16 protein-coding genes are annotated in these 16,659 nt (G+C 50.8%); 8 read left to right on the top strand and 8 right to left on the bottom strand.

Annotated features, from left to right (window positions below):
• Nucleotides 1-10 precede the first annotated feature (10 nt).
• Complete coding sequence (locus tag ACR9YC_RS08960; protein WP_438726538.1) at nucleotides 11-196, bottom strand: hypothetical protein; 186 nt, start codon at nucleotides 194-196, stop codon at nucleotides 11-13.
• A 225-nt stretch (nucleotides 197-421) separates the two neighbouring features.
• Here ACR9YC_RS08960 and ACR9YC_RS08955 point away from each other — a divergent pair, with 225 nt between their 5' ends.
• Nucleotides 422-1,645 carry a CaiB/BaiF CoA transferase family protein gene (locus ACR9YC_RS08955; RefSeq protein WP_438726536.1) on the top strand — a complete coding sequence of 408 codons (1,224 nt, stop codon included), beginning with the start codon at nucleotides 422-424 and terminating at the stop codon, nucleotides 1,643-1,645.
• 23 nt (nucleotides 1,646-1,668) lie between these two features.
• On the opposite strand, the gene ACR9YC_RS08950 is transcribed toward ACR9YC_RS08955, so the two are convergent.
• The 3 genes from ACR9YC_RS08950 to ACR9YC_RS08940 form a co-directional block, all read right to left on the bottom strand.
• Entirely contained in the window at nucleotides 1,669-2,124 is a 456-nt protein-coding gene (locus ACR9YC_RS08950) for a PilZ domain-containing protein (RefSeq protein ID WP_438726533.1), read from the bottom strand.
• 224 nt (nucleotides 2,125-2,348) lie between these two features.
• Nucleotides 2,349-2,810: an RNA polymerase-binding protein DksA gene (gene dksA / locus ACR9YC_RS08945; RefSeq protein ID WP_438726531.1), complete on the bottom strand. Its 462-nt coding sequence runs from the start codon at nucleotides 2,808-2,810 to the stop codon at nucleotides 2,349-2,351.
• A gap of 695 nt (nucleotides 2,811-3,505) precedes the next feature.
• Nucleotides 3,506-4,897 carry a hypothetical protein gene (locus ACR9YC_RS08940; RefSeq protein ID WP_438726528.1) on the bottom strand — a complete coding sequence of 464 codons (1,392 nt, stop codon included), beginning with the start codon at nucleotides 4,895-4,897 and terminating at the stop codon, nucleotides 3,506-3,508.
• Between the two features lie 249 nt (nucleotides 4,898-5,146).
• On the opposite strand from ACR9YC_RS08940, the gene serS reads away from it, so the two are divergent.
• From serS to ACR9YC_RS08920, 4 genes are all read left to right on the top strand, one after another.
• The gene (gene serS / locus ACR9YC_RS08935) at nucleotides 5,147-6,442 is read left to right on the top strand and encodes a serine--tRNA ligase (RefSeq protein ID WP_438726526.1); all 1,296 of its coding nucleotides are present in this window, start codon (nucleotides 5,147-5,149) and stop codon (nucleotides 6,440-6,442) included.
• The gene (surE, locus tag ACR9YC_RS08930) at nucleotides 6,442-7,224 is read left to right on the top strand and encodes a 5'/3'-nucleotidase SurE (RefSeq protein ID WP_438726523.1); all 783 of its coding nucleotides are present in this window, start codon (nucleotides 6,442-6,444) and stop codon (nucleotides 7,222-7,224) included. The genes serS and surE overlap by 1 nt, the downstream gene beginning before the upstream one ends.
• 76 nt (nucleotides 7,225-7,300) lie before the next feature.
• A complete protein-coding gene (locus ACR9YC_RS08925; protein WP_438726521.1) occupies nucleotides 7,301-8,419 on the top strand; it encodes a peptidoglycan DD-metalloendopeptidase family protein in 1,119 nt (372 codons plus the stop codon).
• Nucleotides 8,416-9,444: a potassium channel family protein gene (locus ACR9YC_RS08920; protein ID WP_438726518.1), complete on the top strand. Its 1,029-nt coding sequence runs from the start codon at nucleotides 8,416-8,418 to the stop codon at nucleotides 9,442-9,444. The genes ACR9YC_RS08925 and ACR9YC_RS08920 overlap by 4 nt, the downstream gene beginning before the upstream one ends.
• Before the next feature lie 30 nt (nucleotides 9,445-9,474).
• Here ACR9YC_RS08920 and ACR9YC_RS08915 read toward each other — a convergent pair whose 3' ends face one another.
• Nucleotides 9,475-9,894 carry a DUF1761 domain-containing protein gene (locus ACR9YC_RS08915; RefSeq protein ID WP_438726515.1) on the bottom strand — a complete coding sequence of 140 codons (420 nt, stop codon included), beginning with the start codon at nucleotides 9,892-9,894 and terminating at the stop codon, nucleotides 9,475-9,477.
• Nucleotides 9,895-10,175: 281 nt separating this feature from the next.
• Here ACR9YC_RS08915 and dnaN point away from each other — a divergent pair, with 281 nt between their 5' ends.
• From dnaN to ACR9YC_RS08900, 3 genes are all read left to right on the top strand, one after another.
• Nucleotides 10,176-11,294 (top strand): DNA polymerase III subunit beta, encoded by a 1,119-nt coding sequence (gene dnaN / locus ACR9YC_RS08910; RefSeq protein WP_438726513.1) that lies wholly within the window; start codon nucleotides 10,176-10,178, stop codon nucleotides 11,292-11,294.
• A gap of 6 nt (nucleotides 11,295-11,300) precedes the next feature.
• The gene (locus ACR9YC_RS08905) at nucleotides 11,301-11,633 is read left to right on the top strand and encodes a hypothetical protein (RefSeq protein WP_438726510.1); all 333 of its coding nucleotides are present in this window, start codon (nucleotides 11,301-11,303) and stop codon (nucleotides 11,631-11,633) included.
• Nucleotides 11,634-11,746: 113 nt separating this feature from the next.
• Nucleotides 11,747-12,502: an alpha/beta hydrolase gene (locus ACR9YC_RS08900; RefSeq protein WP_438726508.1), complete on the top strand. Its 756-nt coding sequence runs from the start codon at nucleotides 11,747-11,749 to the stop codon at nucleotides 12,500-12,502.
• A 5-nt stretch (nucleotides 12,503-12,507) separates the two neighbouring features.
• Here the strand turns inward: ACR9YC_RS08900 and ACR9YC_RS08895 are convergent, their stop codons facing one another.
• The 3 genes from ACR9YC_RS08895 to ACR9YC_RS08885 all read right to left on the bottom strand — a co-directional run bounded on the left by ACR9YC_RS08895 (nucleotide 12,508) and on the right by ACR9YC_RS08885 (nucleotide 16,625).
• Entirely contained in the window at nucleotides 12,508-14,253 is a 1,746-nt protein-coding gene (locus ACR9YC_RS08895) for an N-acyl-D-amino-acid deacylase family protein (RefSeq protein WP_438726505.1), read from the bottom strand.
• A 92-nt stretch (nucleotides 14,254-14,345) separates the two neighbouring features.
• Nucleotides 14,346-15,656 (bottom strand): FAD-dependent oxidoreductase, encoded by a 1,311-nt coding sequence (locus tag ACR9YC_RS08890; RefSeq protein ID WP_438726502.1) that lies wholly within the window; start codon nucleotides 15,654-15,656, stop codon nucleotides 14,346-14,348.
• Nucleotides 15,657-15,803: 147 nt separating this feature from the next.
• Nucleotides 15,804-16,625 carry an alpha/beta fold hydrolase gene (locus ACR9YC_RS08885; protein ID WP_438726500.1) on the bottom strand — a complete coding sequence of 274 codons (822 nt, stop codon included), beginning with the start codon at nucleotides 16,623-16,625 and terminating at the stop codon, nucleotides 15,804-15,806.
• Nucleotides 16,626-16,659 lie beyond the last annotated feature (34 nt).

Here is a 16,659-nt window from a genome sequence, read left to right as displayed (position 1 = left end):
TTGGTCTAAGCTAAAAGCTGCGCTTGGCCAATTTTAGCAGCCGCCGCCAATGGGTGCGGTTGCGATAATCCAGTTCGTTATCATTTGCGCGGGTCTGCAATATATCCAGCACATCATGGCCGTAGCGCAGTTGCAGGTTTTGAAGTTCGCGTTGGTCGCGCAGATTGCGTTCTTTATTCTCGAACAGTGTGAACATTTTACCCTCATAAATATTCTAATTTAACGAAAAAGCATCGCGACTCGATGCAAATTTCCTATGATAATCGTCGTTAGATTTGCCAACAAAGGCTGTCCGTATCACAACATTTATTACTTTTCCAGAGATGTAACTTTATGAAAATTCACATTGTTAGTGCAATTTGGTGTTTTCTGCTCGAGGCGCTATGAGCAGAGTTATTCATCTCATCATTTGGATCAATATATGACACATGCCTCTCATCAAGACGAACATGATAACGAGAATGAAGGCATGGCCAAAGGGCCTTTAAGCGGGGTCAAAATCATTGATATGTCGTCTGTCGTCATGGGTCCATTTGCGACATTGATTTTCGCCGATATGGGCGCAGAAGTGATTAAAGTGGAGTTCGATCAGGGCAAAGTGCCCGGCGATATGATGCGCTATGCGGGCTATTCTCCCGATGGAAAGCGCGGCCCGATATTTGCAGCTTTGAACCGCAACAAAAAAGCAGTGACCATCAATGCCGGTAGCGATGAAGGAAAGGCGCAGCTTACCGAATTGCTTTCAGGGGCAGATGTCTTTTTCCATAATGTGCGCATGGCGGGCATGCGGCGCCTTGGTTTTGACTATGAAGGCGTGCGTGCGATCAAGCCTGATATCGTTTACACGCATTGCGCGGGCTATGGTGCTGATGGGCCATATGCTGAATATCAGGCATATGATGATCTGGTTCAGGCGGCATCCGGCTTTGCGTCCCTCCACGCACAGCGCTCTGGCGGGGACCCTGAATATGCACCATCGTTAATTGCTGACAAAACGGTTGGATTATTTGCCACTTATGCCACTCTTGCGGCGCTTTTCCATCGTGAGCGAACAGGCGAGGGGCAATTTGTCTCTGTACCAATGCTGGAAAGTTTCACATTCTTCAACATGGTGGAAAATCTTTACGGAGCAACCTACGCAAATGGCGATGGCAAGATGGGGTATACCCGCTCAATAAACCCGCGCCGCAGACCTTACCCCACAAAGGACGGCTATATTGCCATTGTCCCTTATATCGATTCGCAATGGGAGAGATTTTTCGAGATTGGCGGACGCCCTGGAGTTTTTGAAGATCCGCGTTTTTCTACCTATGAAGCGCGGACCCAGAATACAGGGTTGTTATATGCGATTATTGAGGAAGTCGCGGCGACCAAGACAACCGATCAATGGGTTGAGATATTGGCGGAGGAAAATATTCCCGCAATGCGCTACAATGCTATGCAGGATGTCTTGCACGACCCACATCTTGCATCGGTCGATTTCTTTGCTGAATTAAACGATGAGGCGCTTGGCCAATATCGCGGCTTGCGTCATCCTGTGGGTTTTAGCAAAACTCCGGCATCTATCCGCAGCGCTCCGCCAGCACTGGGGCAGGACAATGACGAAATTTTGAAGAAAAGCCGGAATAGCGGAAACTCTGACTGATCATATTGCCAGTCAGAACCACGTTATATACGGCGGATCTTGCTGGCATCTTTTTTGTTATATTGGTCTTCAAAAGTGCGAATATACGTCGGCGAGTTCGCGTTTTGCGAGGCTGGCTTGGTAAAACGCACCTGATCGGGATCGATTGCATGATCGAACGCGATGCCAAAATGATTGCCCTCACGCCATGACACGCGGCCTTTAACAGTACCTATGTTGCGCAATTCAGCTTCAATTTGATCGCCAGGCTCGCAGAACACGCTGCTTTCAACCAGCATGCCGCCAGATGAAATATTGCGCACGCGGGCTTCAATTACCTTAGCCGTATTTTGGAAGGTAATTTGGGAGAGCATGAACAAAGAATTGCGAGGCGGCCTGCGCGCTGCTTCGCTTTCCACGTCACCATTACTACGTGTCCCATCCGAATGATCATTATTGTCAAATGCGTCCATATCGAAACTTCTCTCAAAATCTTTCACGCATATATGCTACAAAAATGTCGCCAATAGGTTAACGGCAGAACGAATTTTCTGGTTAAATTCACTCGCTGAAACACTAACCTTATATATGATGCGATAAACCCATATTGCCTTGCGACCCAAGTGAACAACTAACTGCAAAAGGTTAATTTTACATCTAGAGACACAGATTATATACGCCGAAAATTAGCAGCGGGAGATTTTTTGCTTAAGAAAGAAAGCGATTAATTGTCGCGTGAGACTTTTTCACGGCGTTCATGCGCTTCTTGCGCATCGACGGTCATAGTCGCAATAGGTCTTGCGATAAGCCGGCCTAAACCAATAGGTTCGCCAGTAACTTCACAATAGCCATATTCGCCTTCTTCAATCCTGCGAATAGCGGATTCGATTTTTGATATCAGCTTACGTTGACGATCGCGTGTGCGCAGCTCAATACCCCAGTCAGTCTCGCTGGATGCACGATCGTTAAGATCGGCCTCGCGTATCGGGCCATCTTGCAATTGCTGCAATGTGGCTTCCGCTGCCTGTAAGATGGTATCTTTCCACGCAACGAGAAGATCCCGAAAAAAGGCTATCTGCCTAGGGGACATATACTCTTCGTCATTATGGGGTGTGTAATCATCGGGCAAGGCCTTGCGCGCTTTGGCCAGCACATCGATGTCGTCCACGGCTATAGTCGTGACCATATCTACTCCAATATTCCCTTCGCCGCGCCTATAGCTACTCAAAATGGCTGAGACAAGCGCTGTTGCGACATAAGAACAAGATTCTGTATAAGATCATGGTGAAGGGCATTATCGACCCATAATTGTGGGCACTTCATCATTTTACATAGGCCAACAGAAGATATGGCTGCGATGCTCATGCATTTATGTTAAATAAGAATCATTAATTTCTGAAAAGGGGTTCTTAGGGAACTGCCAACGGGAAATGATTAATAATTGCGACAGCATAGTCTCATTACGGGACAAGTGCAGCTGAAGTGCCTAGGATTTGTTAGAATTGCAGCATAATTTGGATGGATTAGGGTTAACAGGATTGTCATTTACCTCCTGTTCTGTCTTTCTGACTATAGCAATGGCCTCTACCGATTATTGGTCAGTAGCGGAATTAGAAAGCGCGACACTGCGCATTGGAAGAAGAGAGTAGTCAACATGTCTGTTCGTATGGCTTTGGCAAAATTATGTGCCTGCACTTGTGGCGGAGCGATTATAGGCGGCGGCGCGGTGCAAATCGCGGATACATCCGCTAATGCTCAAGAGGTGGTTATTAAAAAGCCATCCAGAAGCTCAACCAAAAATGTTCGCACTCGTGTATTGAAACGTGGCAATGTTTCTCGCTCAACCAAGCGTATTCGTCGCCGAGTATCAAGCAGCAGTGGTCAACAGGCGAACAGTTGCTCACCAACAGTGGTGACTGTGGCCAGCCAAGCAGCGCCGGCAATTCCTTTGCCACCTCCTATTCTGCCGCCACCACCACCTTTGCCACCACAAGCAGCGCCAGTTGCTAGCTCATCTGCAGCGCCTGTAGTTCTTGGCGGCGGTCTTGGCTTTGGCGGTATAGGCGGCTTTGGCGGCGGCTTCTTCGGTGGCTTCTTTGGAGGCGGCGGCGGTGGAAGCGGCGGCGGTACGGTCGTTATTTCCTCGACTTCGTCCGGCGGTTCCTCATCTACGTCCACTGGTGGTCTCTCAAGCACAGGCGGTTCATCGTCCACATCTACAGGCGGTTTAACCAGCACAGGCGGTTCAACCTCAACCTCTACGGGGGGATTGACCAGCACTGGTGGTTCGACATCAACATCTACTGGCGGTGTTTCAACATCGACTTCAACAGGTGGTGTTTCGACGTCTACCGGCGGCGTATCTAGCTCGACCTCAACTGGCGGTGCCTCGACATCGACCTCAACAGGCGGCGTTTCAACGTCAACGGGTGGCGTCTCTACTTCGACTGGTGGTGTTTCAACATCTACAGGCGGTGTATCCACATCAACCGGTGGTGTGAGCAGCTCATCGAGCTCCTCCAGTTCATCCAGTTCGTCTTCTTCCACCAGTTCATCGTCCAGCTCTTCAAGCAGCGGCGGCGGTTCTACTGGTGGTGATACGTCAACTGGTGGCAATACCTCCTCAGGCGGTAATGCATCTTCTGGCGGTTCGTCCAGCAGCTCTTCCAGCTCGTCATCATCATCCAGCTCTTCGAGCAGTGGTGGTTCTACAGGCGGCAACACGTCTTCTGGCGGTAACACCTCAACAGGTGGAGCAAGCAGCTCATCGTCATCAAGTTCTTCGTCATCGTCTAGCTCTTCAAGCAGCGGCGGCTCAACCGGTGGTAACACATCATCTGGCGGCAATGCTTCAAGTGGTGGATCATCGAGCAGTTCATCTTCGTCCAGCTCGTCTTCATCCAGCTCTTCAAGCGGTGGTGCATCTTCTGGTGGAATAACGTCATCAGGCGGAAGCTCGTCTTCTTCCTCTTCATCATCCTCCAGCTCATCCAGCACGTCTTCAGGTGCAACATCATCTGGTGCAACCGGTGGTTCATCAAGCTTCGGTGCTAGCTCTTCTTCATCGAGCAGTTCGTCCAGCAGTTCCTCATCGTCATCAAGCTCTTTTGGTGGCAGCACAGGCTCAACTGGTAGCACTGGTTCAAGCGGCGGCTCCAGCAGCTCTAGCTCGTCATCATCATCCAGCTCTTCGAGCAGCGGCGGCTCAACAGGCGGAGCAAGTGGCGGCGTTGGCTCTACCGGAGGAACACCAGTCCCTGCACCGCCGATCATGTTGCTCTTCGGTGCAGCAGCTGCAGCCTTGGTAGCGCGCCGTCGTTACCTCGCCAAAAAAGGCGCTGATACGGATACAGAATACAGCATGGCTGCATAAGCACTGTAACTCTATGTGACGCAAAAGGCCGGGACCGATGGTTCCGGCCTTTTTGTTATGGGGGCTTTGCATCTGGGGGGCTGTAATCCCTGGCTATGGATGAAGTTTGAGGCTTGCACTCTGGCAGAGCAAATTGCATAGCATCGCCCATGCATGATATTAAAATTATCCGCGATGAGCCAGAAGCCTTTGATGCCGCCTTGGCATTACGAGGGCTGGAACCGCTCGCTAGCAAAATACAGGCGCTTGATGAAGATCAGCGCCGTCTGACCACCGAATTGCAAGCAATGCAGGCACGCCGCAACGAGGCATCCAAAGCCATTGGTATGGCTATGGGTAAGGGCGACAAAGCGCTGGCTGAAAGTTTGAAATCGGAAGTATCAGATATCAAAAATACCATGCCGCAGCTGGAAGAACAGCAGCGCGCAGCAGCGGAGCAATTGGCATTGGTCATGAATGCCTTGCCCAATTTGCCACTGCCGGAAATACCCCATGGTGAAGATGAAGATGATAATGTTGAGCTAAACCGCTGGGGCACGCCGCGCACATTTGATTTTGCGCCAAAAGATCACAGCGAATTGGGGCCAGCATTGGGCATGGATTTTGAGACTGGCGCCAAGATATCCGGTGCGCGTTTCACCTTTTTGCGCGCAGGCATGGCCCGGCTGCAACGTGCTATTGGCCAGTTCATGCTGGACAAGCAAACGGTTGAGAACGGCTATACCGAATGTGCACCGCCCTTATTGGTGCGCGATCATGCAGCATTTGGCACTGGGCAATTGCCCAAATTTGCTGAAGACCTGTTCCGCACAACGGATGGCCGCTGTCTGATTTCCACTTCGGAAATCAGCCTTGCCAATTCTGTGCGAGAGCAAATTCTGGAAAGCCAGCAATTGCCCATCCGCATTACTGCTTTGACCCCGTGTTTCCGTTCAGAAGCAGGCTCTGCCGGACGTGATACCAAAGGCTATATCCGCCAGCATCAATTTGAAAAGGTGGAGATGATTACTATCGCGCGCCCAGATCAGGATGATGAAGAATTTCAGCATATGCATGCGTCAGCAGAATCGGTGTTGCAAGCGCTGGAGCTTCCCTATCGCAATATGATGCTGTGCACGGGTGACATGGGCGCATCTGTACGCAAGACTATCGATCTGGAGGTTTGGCTGCCTGGGCAGGAAACCTATCGCGAAATCAGCAGTGTCTCGACCTGTGGTACCTATCAGGCACGCCGCATGAACACGCGTTATCGCCCTGAAAGTGATAAAGATGGCGCGAAAAAACCAACCGAATTTGTCCATACGTTGAATGGCTCGGGTCTTGCCGTTGGTCGCACCTTGGTGGCGGTGGTGGAAAATTACCAAAATGCCGATGGCAGCGTGACCATACCGGATGCGCTGTTGCCCTATATGGGCGGGATGGCTAAGTTGATGCCGGCGCAATAATGCGTATTCTGCTGACCAATGATGATGGCGTTAACGCACCGGGCTTTGCCGCTTTGCGGCAGATTGCTGCGAAGTTTTCTGACGATATCTGGACATGCGGGCCGACCGAAGAGCGATCTGGCGCAGGGCACTCACTGACATTGTCGCGGCCACTACGCATTTATCGCTATGATGATCGCAACTTTGCGGTTGATGGCACGCCAACCGACTCAGTGCTGATGGCGATCGCAAAACTGATGAAGGATAACCCGCCTGATCTGATATTATCTGGGGTTAATCGCGGCGCAAATCTGGCTGAAGATGTGAGCTATTCCGGCACAGTATCGGCAGCCAAAGAGGGCACCTTGGCCGGTATTCCTGCAATTGCGCTCAGCCAATGCTATTCCAAAGAAAGCGCAGGCAATGGTGTGTCTTTTGATACCGCATTGCAATGGAGCGAGCGGACTTTAACGCCGCTGATCGCTCTAATGCGTGATAAGGCTTTGGGGCAGGGCACGCTGCTTAATATCAATTTTCCCGCCTGTTCAGCTGATGAGGTGGCGGGCATCCGCACTGTCGCACTGGGCAGTCATGACTATGGACGGGTGAAAATTCTGACCAATAAAGATCCACGCGGTTTTGAGTATCACTGGTTCGGGCTGGCCCCAACCGATGCAACACCGGCCCATAGTAGCGATCTGGAAGCCGTGCGTGAAAACATGGTTAGTGTGACACCGCTGCATCTGGATATGACTCATCATGAGTCGTTGACGCGCTTGGGGCAGATATTTCCGCAAAAATAATAGTGAATATGGTAAAATGGCCTGCTCTTTTGAATATAGAGATGGATTGCCGACAAAGACTTGGTACATAGCAAATATGCAGGGTAACAAAGTCTTTAACAAGATTGAGAAACAGCCAGCCGGTATTTTTTACCGGCTGCAAATGGTTGTTATGCTCTTGGCAGCTTTCTCTCTCGCAGGATGTATTCCGCAAGGTGCATCACCGCAATCTGGTTCTGCGCGTGCTTCCAACACATCTGGCGATCCAGTTCTGGCCACGGATATAGACGCGCTTTTGCGGCAAGATGCGCCATGGGAGGCAAGGCAGGTTAAACGCAATGCGTTCACCGTTAGTCAGAGCTCCTATATCGTCAAACCGGGTGATACATTGCGCGGCATCGGCAACACAACCGGCGCTGGTTCAGAGGCTTTGGCAAAGGCCAACAATATTGAACCGCCCTTTACGATTTTTCCGGGGCAAAAACTCACAGTGCCCATTGGCCGCTATCATGCCGTCAGCACTGGTGAAACGGGTATTGCCATTGCGCGGGCTTATGGCGTGAAATGGGGTGATATTGTGGCGCTAAATGGGTTGGAAGAACCCTATATTTTGCGCATTGGGCAGCGTTTGCAATTGCCGAATACTATCACGACCTCAACAAACCCAGCAGGCACGGAAAGTTTGGAAAAGCGCGCTGCCGCTTTTTCGTTGGAAATTGACGATATTGTTACGGGCGCTCAGCCAGCTTTGGCAGAAAATAGCAATCCTTCTGCCGGAAATACTGTTCCGACACGTGCAGGGCTTGCTGTACCGATTGATGTTCCAGACGGCTTTTCGGGTAAATTCATATGGCCGGCTAATGGCCCTTTATTGTCGAGCTTTGGCAGTAAGGGGAGCGGCAAGGTTAATGATGGTATCGCTATTGCTGCCGGTGCGGGAACGCAATTTGTTGCCGCTGGTGATGGTGTTGTTGCTTATACGGGCATGGCCATTCCTTCGCTTGGCAATTTGATATTGGTTGATCATGGTGGCGGCTGGGTTACGGCTTATGGTCATGCTGACCAGATTGTTGTTGTGCGTGGACAAAAAGTCCGGGCTGGGCAGCGCCTTGGCGAAGTTGGTCGAACGGGACTTGTTGATAGACCGCAGCTGCATTTTGAGGTACGGCAAAACCGAAAACCGATTGATCCGGTGAAGAGGTTACCCGCTCGATGAGCTCAGGACGTCGCTATGGCCAGTTTGAGACACTCACCCGCCGGTCCGGTATGCCGGTCTGGCTGGCTATTACTTGGCGTGTGGCTTTTGTTGTCGGGTTGATCGGTATCGCTATCGCGGTTCATTGGTTTGATCGCGCTGGCCTGCGTGACGATTATGATGGTGATGTCAGTTTTCTGGACGTTATTTACTTCACAATGATATCCATCACCACAACTGGCTATGGCGATATTGCCCCGGTTACGGAGCGGGCGCGGCTATTTGATGCGTTGGTGGTTACGCCTATTCGTGTCTTTGTGGTTCTCATTTTCGTGGGCACTGCTTATAATTTCGTCTTCAAACGCACATGGGATGTCTGGCGCATGAGAATTATTCAGGGAAATCTGCACAACCACATCATTGTGGCAGGGTTTGGCACCAGCGGCCGTGAAGCGGTTGACGAGCTGATCGCGCGCGGCACTAAGCCGGAAGAAATTGTGGTCGTCGATACCAATGAGGAAGAGTTGACGGCGGCTGAACAATTGGGCTGCGCCGTGCTGTGCGGCGATGCAACCCGCGACACTGTGTTGCTGGACGTTAAAATATCCAGAGCCCAGGCCATGATTGTGTCTGCAGGACGCGATGACACCAGTATTTTGATTGTTTTGACCGCGCGGCATCTGGCGCATCATGTGCCGATCAGCGTGTGTGTGCGGGCAGAGGATAATGAATTGCTGGCGCGTCAAGCCGGTGCGTCTACGGTTATCAACCCGATCAGTTTTGCAGGTCTTTTGCTGGCGGGTTCTTGCCATGGCCCCAATATCTCTGATTATTTATCCGACCTCGCGTCAATTCATGGGCGCGTCAAACTGGCGCAGCGTGATGTTACGCAGGAAGAATTGGGCTGCAGCTTGGCAGACATCACTTCTGGCGGTCTGGGTGTTCGCGTTTACCGTGATGGCAAAGCGTTTGGCTTTTGGGAAGATGAAAGCCAGTCATTGCAGGCGGGTGATACGATCGTCGAGATCATGCCCGGAAACGGCTAGCAGGGCCATAATCACCCTGCATAACTTATATTATTGGCCAGTCGAAAATGCGGCATGGACACAGCCCATCGCGATATAAAATAATATCCAATAACCTGCATCAATGAAAAACAGTTTGCGACTTTTTTGGGAGAACAGATAGTTTGTCCCGATGGCTGGTACGATAAACCCCAAAGCAACGCCCGTAGAGATAAGCACTATGGTGCCAAACCCGAAAGACTGGCCATAGCTGGTCAGCAGATGGTCAAACATGAAGGAAGCGAGCAGACTGAACAGAAAAGCGGTGCCATATATCTGCCCCATATTTCCGCCCTGAATATCTTCCTCGGTCAGGCCAACAGCGCCCATCCATTGCTTGCCCATTATTGGCCCGTACCAGATGCCTCCGACGATGAAACCGCTAATCGCTGCCAAGATAATGGCCAGCCAGTTGATAGCCAAAAAGTCCATAATATCCTCCCCGATATTCTATTTTTGCCGACGCTAATCGCATTTCAAGATCGCATCAATAGCCTGTTGCACGGGTGCGTATTTGGTCGACAGGGCAAGATCGACCGAAAACTAGCGTCTTTTCCACAAATTACAGCATGTTCGCGGCTTTGGAGTGGGTGTGTCTCTTGCCCCGCTCTTTGATATTGTTCATGAAGGTTAAAGCTTTAACGGCGGACTTACGATCGCCGTATCCACGCAAATCACAATGGGCCTGATAAGGCCCTGTCGAGGAATACCAGATGAAAGTAACTTTGGAACGCGGTGTGTTGCTCAGAAGCCTTGGGCATGTTCAATCCGTGGTTGAGCGTCGCAATACGATCCCTATACTTTCTAACGTATTGATAGAGGCAGGCGCTGATGGCAGCGTTCGCTTGATGGCTACCGATCTGGACCTTCAGGTCGTAGACACGATACAGGCCAGCACGGTTGAGACGCCTGGCTCCATTACCGTCTCGGCGCATACATTGTTTGAGATTATTCGTAAGCTGGCCGATGGCAGTCAGGTTTCTCTTGATGCTTCTGATGGCAAAATGCTGGTCAAATCATCACGCAGCCGTTTCAGCCTGCCAACTTTGCCGCGCGATGACTTTCCCGTTATTGCTGAGGGTGATCTGCCGACCAGTTTTGAGCTGGCAGCGAGCGAACTGATTGCCATGATCGAAAAAACCAGCTTCGCAATCTCTACAGAAGAAACCCGCTATTATCTTAACGGCATATTCCTGCATGTTGTCGAGGATGAACAGCCTGCGCTTAGGGCCGCCGCAACAGATGGCCATAGACTTGCTCGCTATACTTTGGATCGTCCTGATGGCGCTGACAAAATGCCTGATGTCATCATTCCGCGCAAATGTGTCAGCGAGCTGAAAAAGCTGTTGGATGAGCATAGCGCAGCAAAAGTTTTGGTTGAGCTATCAGCCAGCAAGATACGCTTCACTTTGCAGACCAGCATTTTAACATCGAAACTGATTGATGGCACTTTCCCCGATTATACGCGGGTTATTCCGACTGGTAATGACAAGATATTGAAGGTTGACCCGTCAACCTTCCGTGAGAGTGTTGACCGTGTTGCGACAATCGCATCTGAAAAAACACGTGCCGTGAAAATGGCGCTTGATAAAGATAAGGTCACTCTGTCTGTCACATCGCCAGATAATGGCACGGCTGCTGAAGAGTTGAGCGGTGAATATGCCGATGATCCGTTGGAAATTGGTTTTAACGCCAAATATCTCACCGACATTCTCAACCAGATTGATACGGATAGTGTTGATGTGCATCTTGCTGATGCCAGTGCGCCCACGCTGATTAAGGAAAATGACAGTGCACCAGCGCTTTATGTGCTGATGCCGATGCGTGTTTAACATCATATGATTGCACGTATCTGGCGAGGCTGGACTGCTCCGGATAAGGCGGATGCTTATGAAACGGCATTGCGTGAAACCATCATTCCTTCCATCGAAGCACGGGGAATTTCCGGCTTATTAAGCATCGACATTCTGCGGCGCGTTGATGGTAATGCAGATTTAGATGAGGTTGAGTTCTCGACGATATTCTGGTTCGCGAGTGAATCTGATATTGTAGGCTTTGTGGGCGATGACATGACCATTGCCAACATCCCCGATATTGCGCGCAAGCTATTGTCCCGCTGGGATGAACGCGCCGTGCACTATACGGTGCAGGACCAGCGTTCTCAACGCTAACATCGATATATCGTTAACGCATTTGCAACCACGCGGGTTGGGGAATTTGTAAAACCCTGTGCCTAGAGCTTTCCTATGGCCGGTTATCCGGCGGGTGAAGGAAAGCGGAAGAAATGGGTTTTCAAGCAAATATATTGGCGCAACGTTTTGGCAAAGTCTTGGCATGTCTGCTGGTCATTTCACAAGTTGCACCTGTTATGGCGGAGAGCAGTCAGCCATCCGGTAATTTGGTCATGTCTGATGATGTGGTTGAATATTATATTGATGCACCGACCCAAATTCCAGCCGTAAAAGCCGTTAAGCCACGCTTGGAACCGATAGTCGAAGCAGCTCCCGTACAGCCAACTTTAGCACCGCTGGAATATGCAGGCCAGTTCCGGTTGGTATCGGATGATGTGGTTGAGTTTTCTGGGGAAGTCGATTCCGCCAGCCCAGCAAATTTTGCCCGTATGCTGAAGCACAATCCGGGGATTACAACGTTGCAATTGCATGATGTTGCAGGGACCGTTGATGATATGGCGAATTTTCGGCTGGCCAGAATGATCCGCAATGCAGGGCTGACCGTCTATGTACCATCATATGGATCGGTTCGTTCTGGTGGCATAGAGCTATTTGCTGCTGGTGCTTATCGCGTAGCGGAGCCGGGCGCAGAGTTTCTGGTGCATAGCTGGCAAGACGATGCTGGCTATGAGGCTGGCGATTATCCGTTGTCTGACCCAATCCATCAGGAATATCTGCGTTTCTATCGTGAAATGGGCCTTGCCGATGAAGATGCTACCGGCTTTTACCTTCTCACCAACAGCGCATCATTTGATGATGCGTTGCAATTATCCTTGAACGATTTGGAGCGTTACGGCCTAATTGGCTGATAGCACTATTCCGCAGCTAATCGTGTTGCCATAGATTGTGGCCCTCTGATCAAACCGCCCGGGCGGGCCTGTGTTACCTTGCCGCGTTCAAATGTGACTTGGCCAGACTTGATTGTATAATCGTAACCATCAGCGGTTTGCAGCAACCTTTTACCGCCAGCAGGCAGATCAAACGCCAGCCATGGTTTGTGCAAACGGATCGCACCAAGATCAATGATATTGATGTCCGCCAGATAGCCAGGTTTCAATACGCCGCGATCTTCCAGACCATAGAGTTTTGCCGTATCTGCAGTTTGCCGTTTGATGGCATGTTCCAAAGTGACGCGACCGGCTTCGCGGTTTTTCACCCAATGCTCCAGAAAGAAAGTTGTGGCAGCGGCATCGCAAATCGTTCCGCAATGCGCCCCGCCATCGGAGAGAGAGTTCACTGTATCGTCACGATGGAAAAGAGGATGAAGAAAGTCCAGATTACCATCCGCATAGTTGAGGATAGGGTAATAGATCATGCCTTTGCCGTCATCGCGCATCAACATGTCATAAGCAAATTCGGGTGCGGCCATGCCTGCAATTTCGGCACGCGCTGCTAGAGACTCTGCGGCTGTGGGTTCATAATTGAAATCATCATCCATTTCATATTGCACCATCCAACCATTGGCGATGATCATCATCAGCGGCAGCAAATCACCAGCATCATCAGGATAGACAGACTCTTCTGCAATCAGCTTTGTCTTAAATTCTGGGTCTTTCAGCCGCGCATATTGCTGGGACCAATCTAGCTCTTTAATCTCTTCCCAGCTGGGTTTGAACAAAAAGGGATGTACCGTTCCGCGCCAGCACATGATGATGCCGTTACCGCGCAATGCGATTTGTGCGACGATATTGGCGCCTTTCGCATTTTCTTCCGCTGTCCGCTGTATCTGCTCGTCGAGCGGCATTTCCTTCGCAATAGATTGTAGCGCGGCAAATGTTACCGGCAGACCGGTTTCACGGCTTAGACTGCCCATCCAGCCAAATTCATCCCATTCATATTTCAAGTCAGATGCCATTTCGAACACACCATGGCCAACACGGCCCATGGCCCTGCCAATGCCGATAAGTTCTTCTTTGGTGGCGGTTGTACCGGGCACAAGTTCACCATCAATTGAGCGATGCAGTACAGTGCGCGATGTGGAAAAGCCTAATGCCCCTGCACGCAGGCCTTCTTCAACAATCGCCGACATCTGATCAATATCATCCTGTGTAGGCACAGCGCCGGGCTGCTCACGGTCACCCAGTACATAAGCGCGAATGGCGCCATGCGGCACATGCGTAGCAACATCTATGGTGCGCGGCATTTGGTCCAAGGCATCAAGATATTCGGGAAAAGTTTCCCAATTCCAAGACATTCCTTCGGCCAAAGCAGTGCCGGGAATATCCTCAACACCTTCCATCAGGCCGATCAACCAGTCATGCTTATCTGGTTTGGCAGGTGCAAAACCAACACCGCAATTGCCCATCACAACAGTTGTAACCCCGTGCCAGCTGGACGGTGCCATCTCATCATCCCATGTTGCCTGACCATCATAATGGGTGTGGATGTCAACAAAGCCGGGCGTAACGATTTTGCCGTCTGCATTTATGCTTTGGTGGGCAGGGCCGCTTATTTCGCCAATGGCTGTAATGCTATCTCCGTCAATAGCGATATCCGCCACATAAGCTGCGCCGCCCGTCCCATCGACAATCTTGCCGCCCCTAATGATGAGGTCATGCATGTTTCTCTCCTATTATTTTTCAGGAGGATATCAGAACTTTGCAATCGGTCAAATCAGCAGCGAGTTTGCGTCAGCGATAATGGCCGGATCTATTAACCTTTGCGGGCTGCGATCATTTCTTCGGCATTGGTGATTTTTTCGCGCGGGGCGCCTTGACGGGCATGTTCTACCTCCAGCTTGTCGATATTTTTCCAGTCGCGAAATGTCACAATCTCAACCTTGCGATTTGCCATCAGGCTGTTCAGGCCTGCGCGTCCTGTTTTGCGAGAAGTGCCGATATTGTCTTCTATCATCCGCTCGACAATGGCAAAACCATCAGGCCGGTTGGTGCCAATGGTGCCGCTTGGTCCGCGCCGTGCCCAGCCTACGCAATATAGGCCGGGCAAAATGCGTCCGTCATTGCTGGCAAACCGTCCGCGACCATGTTCATAGGGGACATTATCAATGGGCGGTGTGCGATAGCCAATGCAGCTGATCGCGAGATCACAGGGTATGTCATAGGTTTCGCCAGTGCCAATGCTGCGTAAGTCGCTATCCAATTTGGTGCGTTCTATTGTCAGGCTCTCAACTTTGCCATCGCCGCCAAATTTCACAGGGCTAGCATAAAAATCGAATGCTATCCGCACAGGCTTATGGCTGTCTTGGGTAGCAGCTATTTGTGCAAAATTGCGCAAATGGGTGACCGATTTTCTGATGCCAGGTTCCAACATGGAATCCAAAATCGGTTCAGGAAGATCATCAGGGTCAACAATGGGTATTGCCCGTTCAAGATGCCCCAGTTCGGCAAGCTCCTTCGGCGTCATGGCGATTTGGTGCGGACCACGCCGACCCAATAGCGTTATGCTTTCGACACTGCTGTCGGTCAGGGCCAATAAAGCATTTTCGGTTATATCGCTGGTGGCAAATTCTTCGCGTGTTTTGGCCAAAATTCTGGCAACATCCAGCGCGACATTGCCATTGCCTATTATGGCCACATGTTTGCCGGATAGAGGAGGGGCCAAATTGGCAAAGTCGGGATGGCCATTATACCAGCCAACAAAGGCAGCACTGCCAATCACACCCGATAAATCGCTATTGGGAATATCGAGCGGACGGTCATTGGGTGCACCGGTGGCCAGAACCACAGCATCATAAAGCTGTTGCAGCTCTTCTACGGAAATATCTTTGCCGACAGAGATATTGCCGCAAAAATGGACATTGTCATTCAACGCTGTCGTTTCAAAGCGCCGTGCCACATTTTTGATGGCTTGGTGGTCAGGGGCGACACCAAAGCGGATAAGTCCATATGGTACGGGCAATCGATCAATGATGTCGATTGTCACATCATCGCCAAATGCCTTGATCGCCGCTTCGGCTGTATAATAGCCAGCCGGTCCGGAGCCAATAATCGCAATGTGCCGCATGATAGCCTCCTCAATATCCTTCTGTGAGGATGAATTGCATGAAAGCTATCACCAGTTGTGAAAAAGGAAAGTGCAGAATGACTCAAGCCCATGATTCACAATATTTTTGCGCAATGCCTCGGTGGATATAACAAGGCTATTGCGGTGCTAGTCCTGATCAAGATGCTCACGGATAAGCGCCAGCGATTCCTCAACATGGCTGAGCATGAACAAGTGTCCACCATCTTCAATCACTTCCAAACGGCTGTTCGGGATTAGCCGGTTTAGGATTTGGCCATTGATCGGCACGACAATCTGGTCATCGCCGCCCATCATGATCAGGGTTTCCTTATTCATAAAGGGCAGGAACGGTGCGCTGGTCCAGCCCATCATGGCGAGCAGCTGGTAAAAATAGCCAGTCTTTGATGGCGGTGTGACGCGGGCGACATGACCTTCGGAACCATTGGTTGCACCGCCATAGAGCGTTTTGAAATGCTTGGTCATATAATCAGGGTCAATATAACGGCGTGGATCGGCCATTTTGCTGAGCGCGGAAATATTACCGGGCACCATAAACATGCCTGCGGTTGTGGCCGCCAGAATGAGCCGGTTGACGCGATCAGAATGCTGCATGGTAAAATGCTGCGCCATCGCGCCGCCCCAGCTTACGCCCATGACATCCACTTGGTCGATGCCAAAACGCTCCAGTAATTGGTCGCTAATCCATGACATGATGAATGCGTTATAAGGCACAACGGGGTCCGGTGACCCACCAACACCGGGCATATCAAACATGATGAAGGGCCGTTCCTCCAGCATCTCTGCAAAAGGCGCCACGGCTTCCATATTGGCACCAATGCCATTGAAGAAAAGCAAGGGCAGGTTTTCTGATGGTTCATCCATCCGCCACCGCGTAACCCTAAGATCGCGGCCGCCGACATTTTCCATCGTAATCTGCGCATCTTTCAGCGCGCTGTCACTTTTGGCCATAAAGGCTCCTTTCAGAACGACCGTGCCGTTCTCT

The sequence above is a fragment of the Parasphingorhabdus sp. DH2-15 genome, from assembly GCF_051668705.1.
Lineage (GTDB): Bacteria > Pseudomonadota > Alphaproteobacteria > Sphingomonadales > Sphingomonadaceae > Alterisphingorhabdus.
The sequence above is the reverse complement of the archived record's forward strand: the minus strand, read 5'-3'. Positions and strand labels throughout refer to the sequence as shown.

Coding starts and splice junctions, on each gene's coding strand:
- ACR9YC_RS08960 (WP_438726538.1), bottom strand. CDS start 196: ATGTTCACACTGTTCGAGAATAAAGAACGCAATCTGCGCGACCAACGC.
- ACR9YC_RS08955 (WP_438726536.1), top strand. CDS start 422: ATGACACATGCCTCTCATCAAGACGAACATGATAACGAGAATGAAGGC.
- dksA (WP_438726531.1), bottom strand. CDS start 2,810: ATGGTCACGACTATAGCCGTGGACGACATCGATGTGCTGGCCAAAGCG.
- ACR9YC_RS08940 (WP_438726528.1), bottom strand. CDS start 4,897: ATGATCGGCGGTGCAGGGACTGGTGTTCCTCCGGTAGAGCCAACGCCG.
- serS (WP_438726526.1), top strand. CDS start 5,147: ATGCATGATATTAAAATTATCCGCGATGAGCCAGAAGCCTTTGATGCC.
- surE (WP_438726523.1), top strand. CDS start 6,442: ATGCGTATTCTGCTGACCAATGATGATGGCGTTAACGCACCGGGCTTT.
- ACR9YC_RS08925 (WP_438726521.1), top strand. CDS start 7,301: ATGCAGGGTAACAAAGTCTTTAACAAGATTGAGAAACAGCCAGCCGGT.
- ACR9YC_RS08920 (WP_438726518.1), top strand. CDS start 8,416: ATGAGCTCAGGACGTCGCTATGGCCAGTTTGAGACACTCACCCGCCGG.
- ACR9YC_RS08915 (WP_438726515.1), bottom strand. CDS start 9,894: ATGGACTTTTTGGCTATCAACTGGCTGGCCATTATCTTGGCAGCGATT.
- dnaN (WP_438726513.1), top strand. CDS start 10,176: ATGAAAGTAACTTTGGAACGCGGTGTGTTGCTCAGAAGCCTTGGGCAT.
- ACR9YC_RS08905 (WP_438726510.1), top strand. CDS start 11,301: ATGATTGCACGTATCTGGCGAGGCTGGACTGCTCCGGATAAGGCGGAT.
- ACR9YC_RS08900 (WP_438726508.1), top strand. CDS start 11,747: ATGGGTTTTCAAGCAAATATATTGGCGCAACGTTTTGGCAAAGTCTTG.
- ACR9YC_RS08895 (WP_438726505.1), bottom strand. CDS start 14,253: ATGCATGACCTCATCATTAGGGGCGGCAAGATTGTCGATGGGACGGGC.
- ACR9YC_RS08890 (WP_438726502.1), bottom strand. CDS start 15,656: ATGCGGCACATTGCGATTATTGGCTCCGGACCGGCTGGCTATTATACA.
- ACR9YC_RS08885 (WP_438726500.1), bottom strand. CDS start 16,625: ATGGCCAAAAGTGACAGCGCGCTGAAAGATGCGCAGATTACGATGGAA.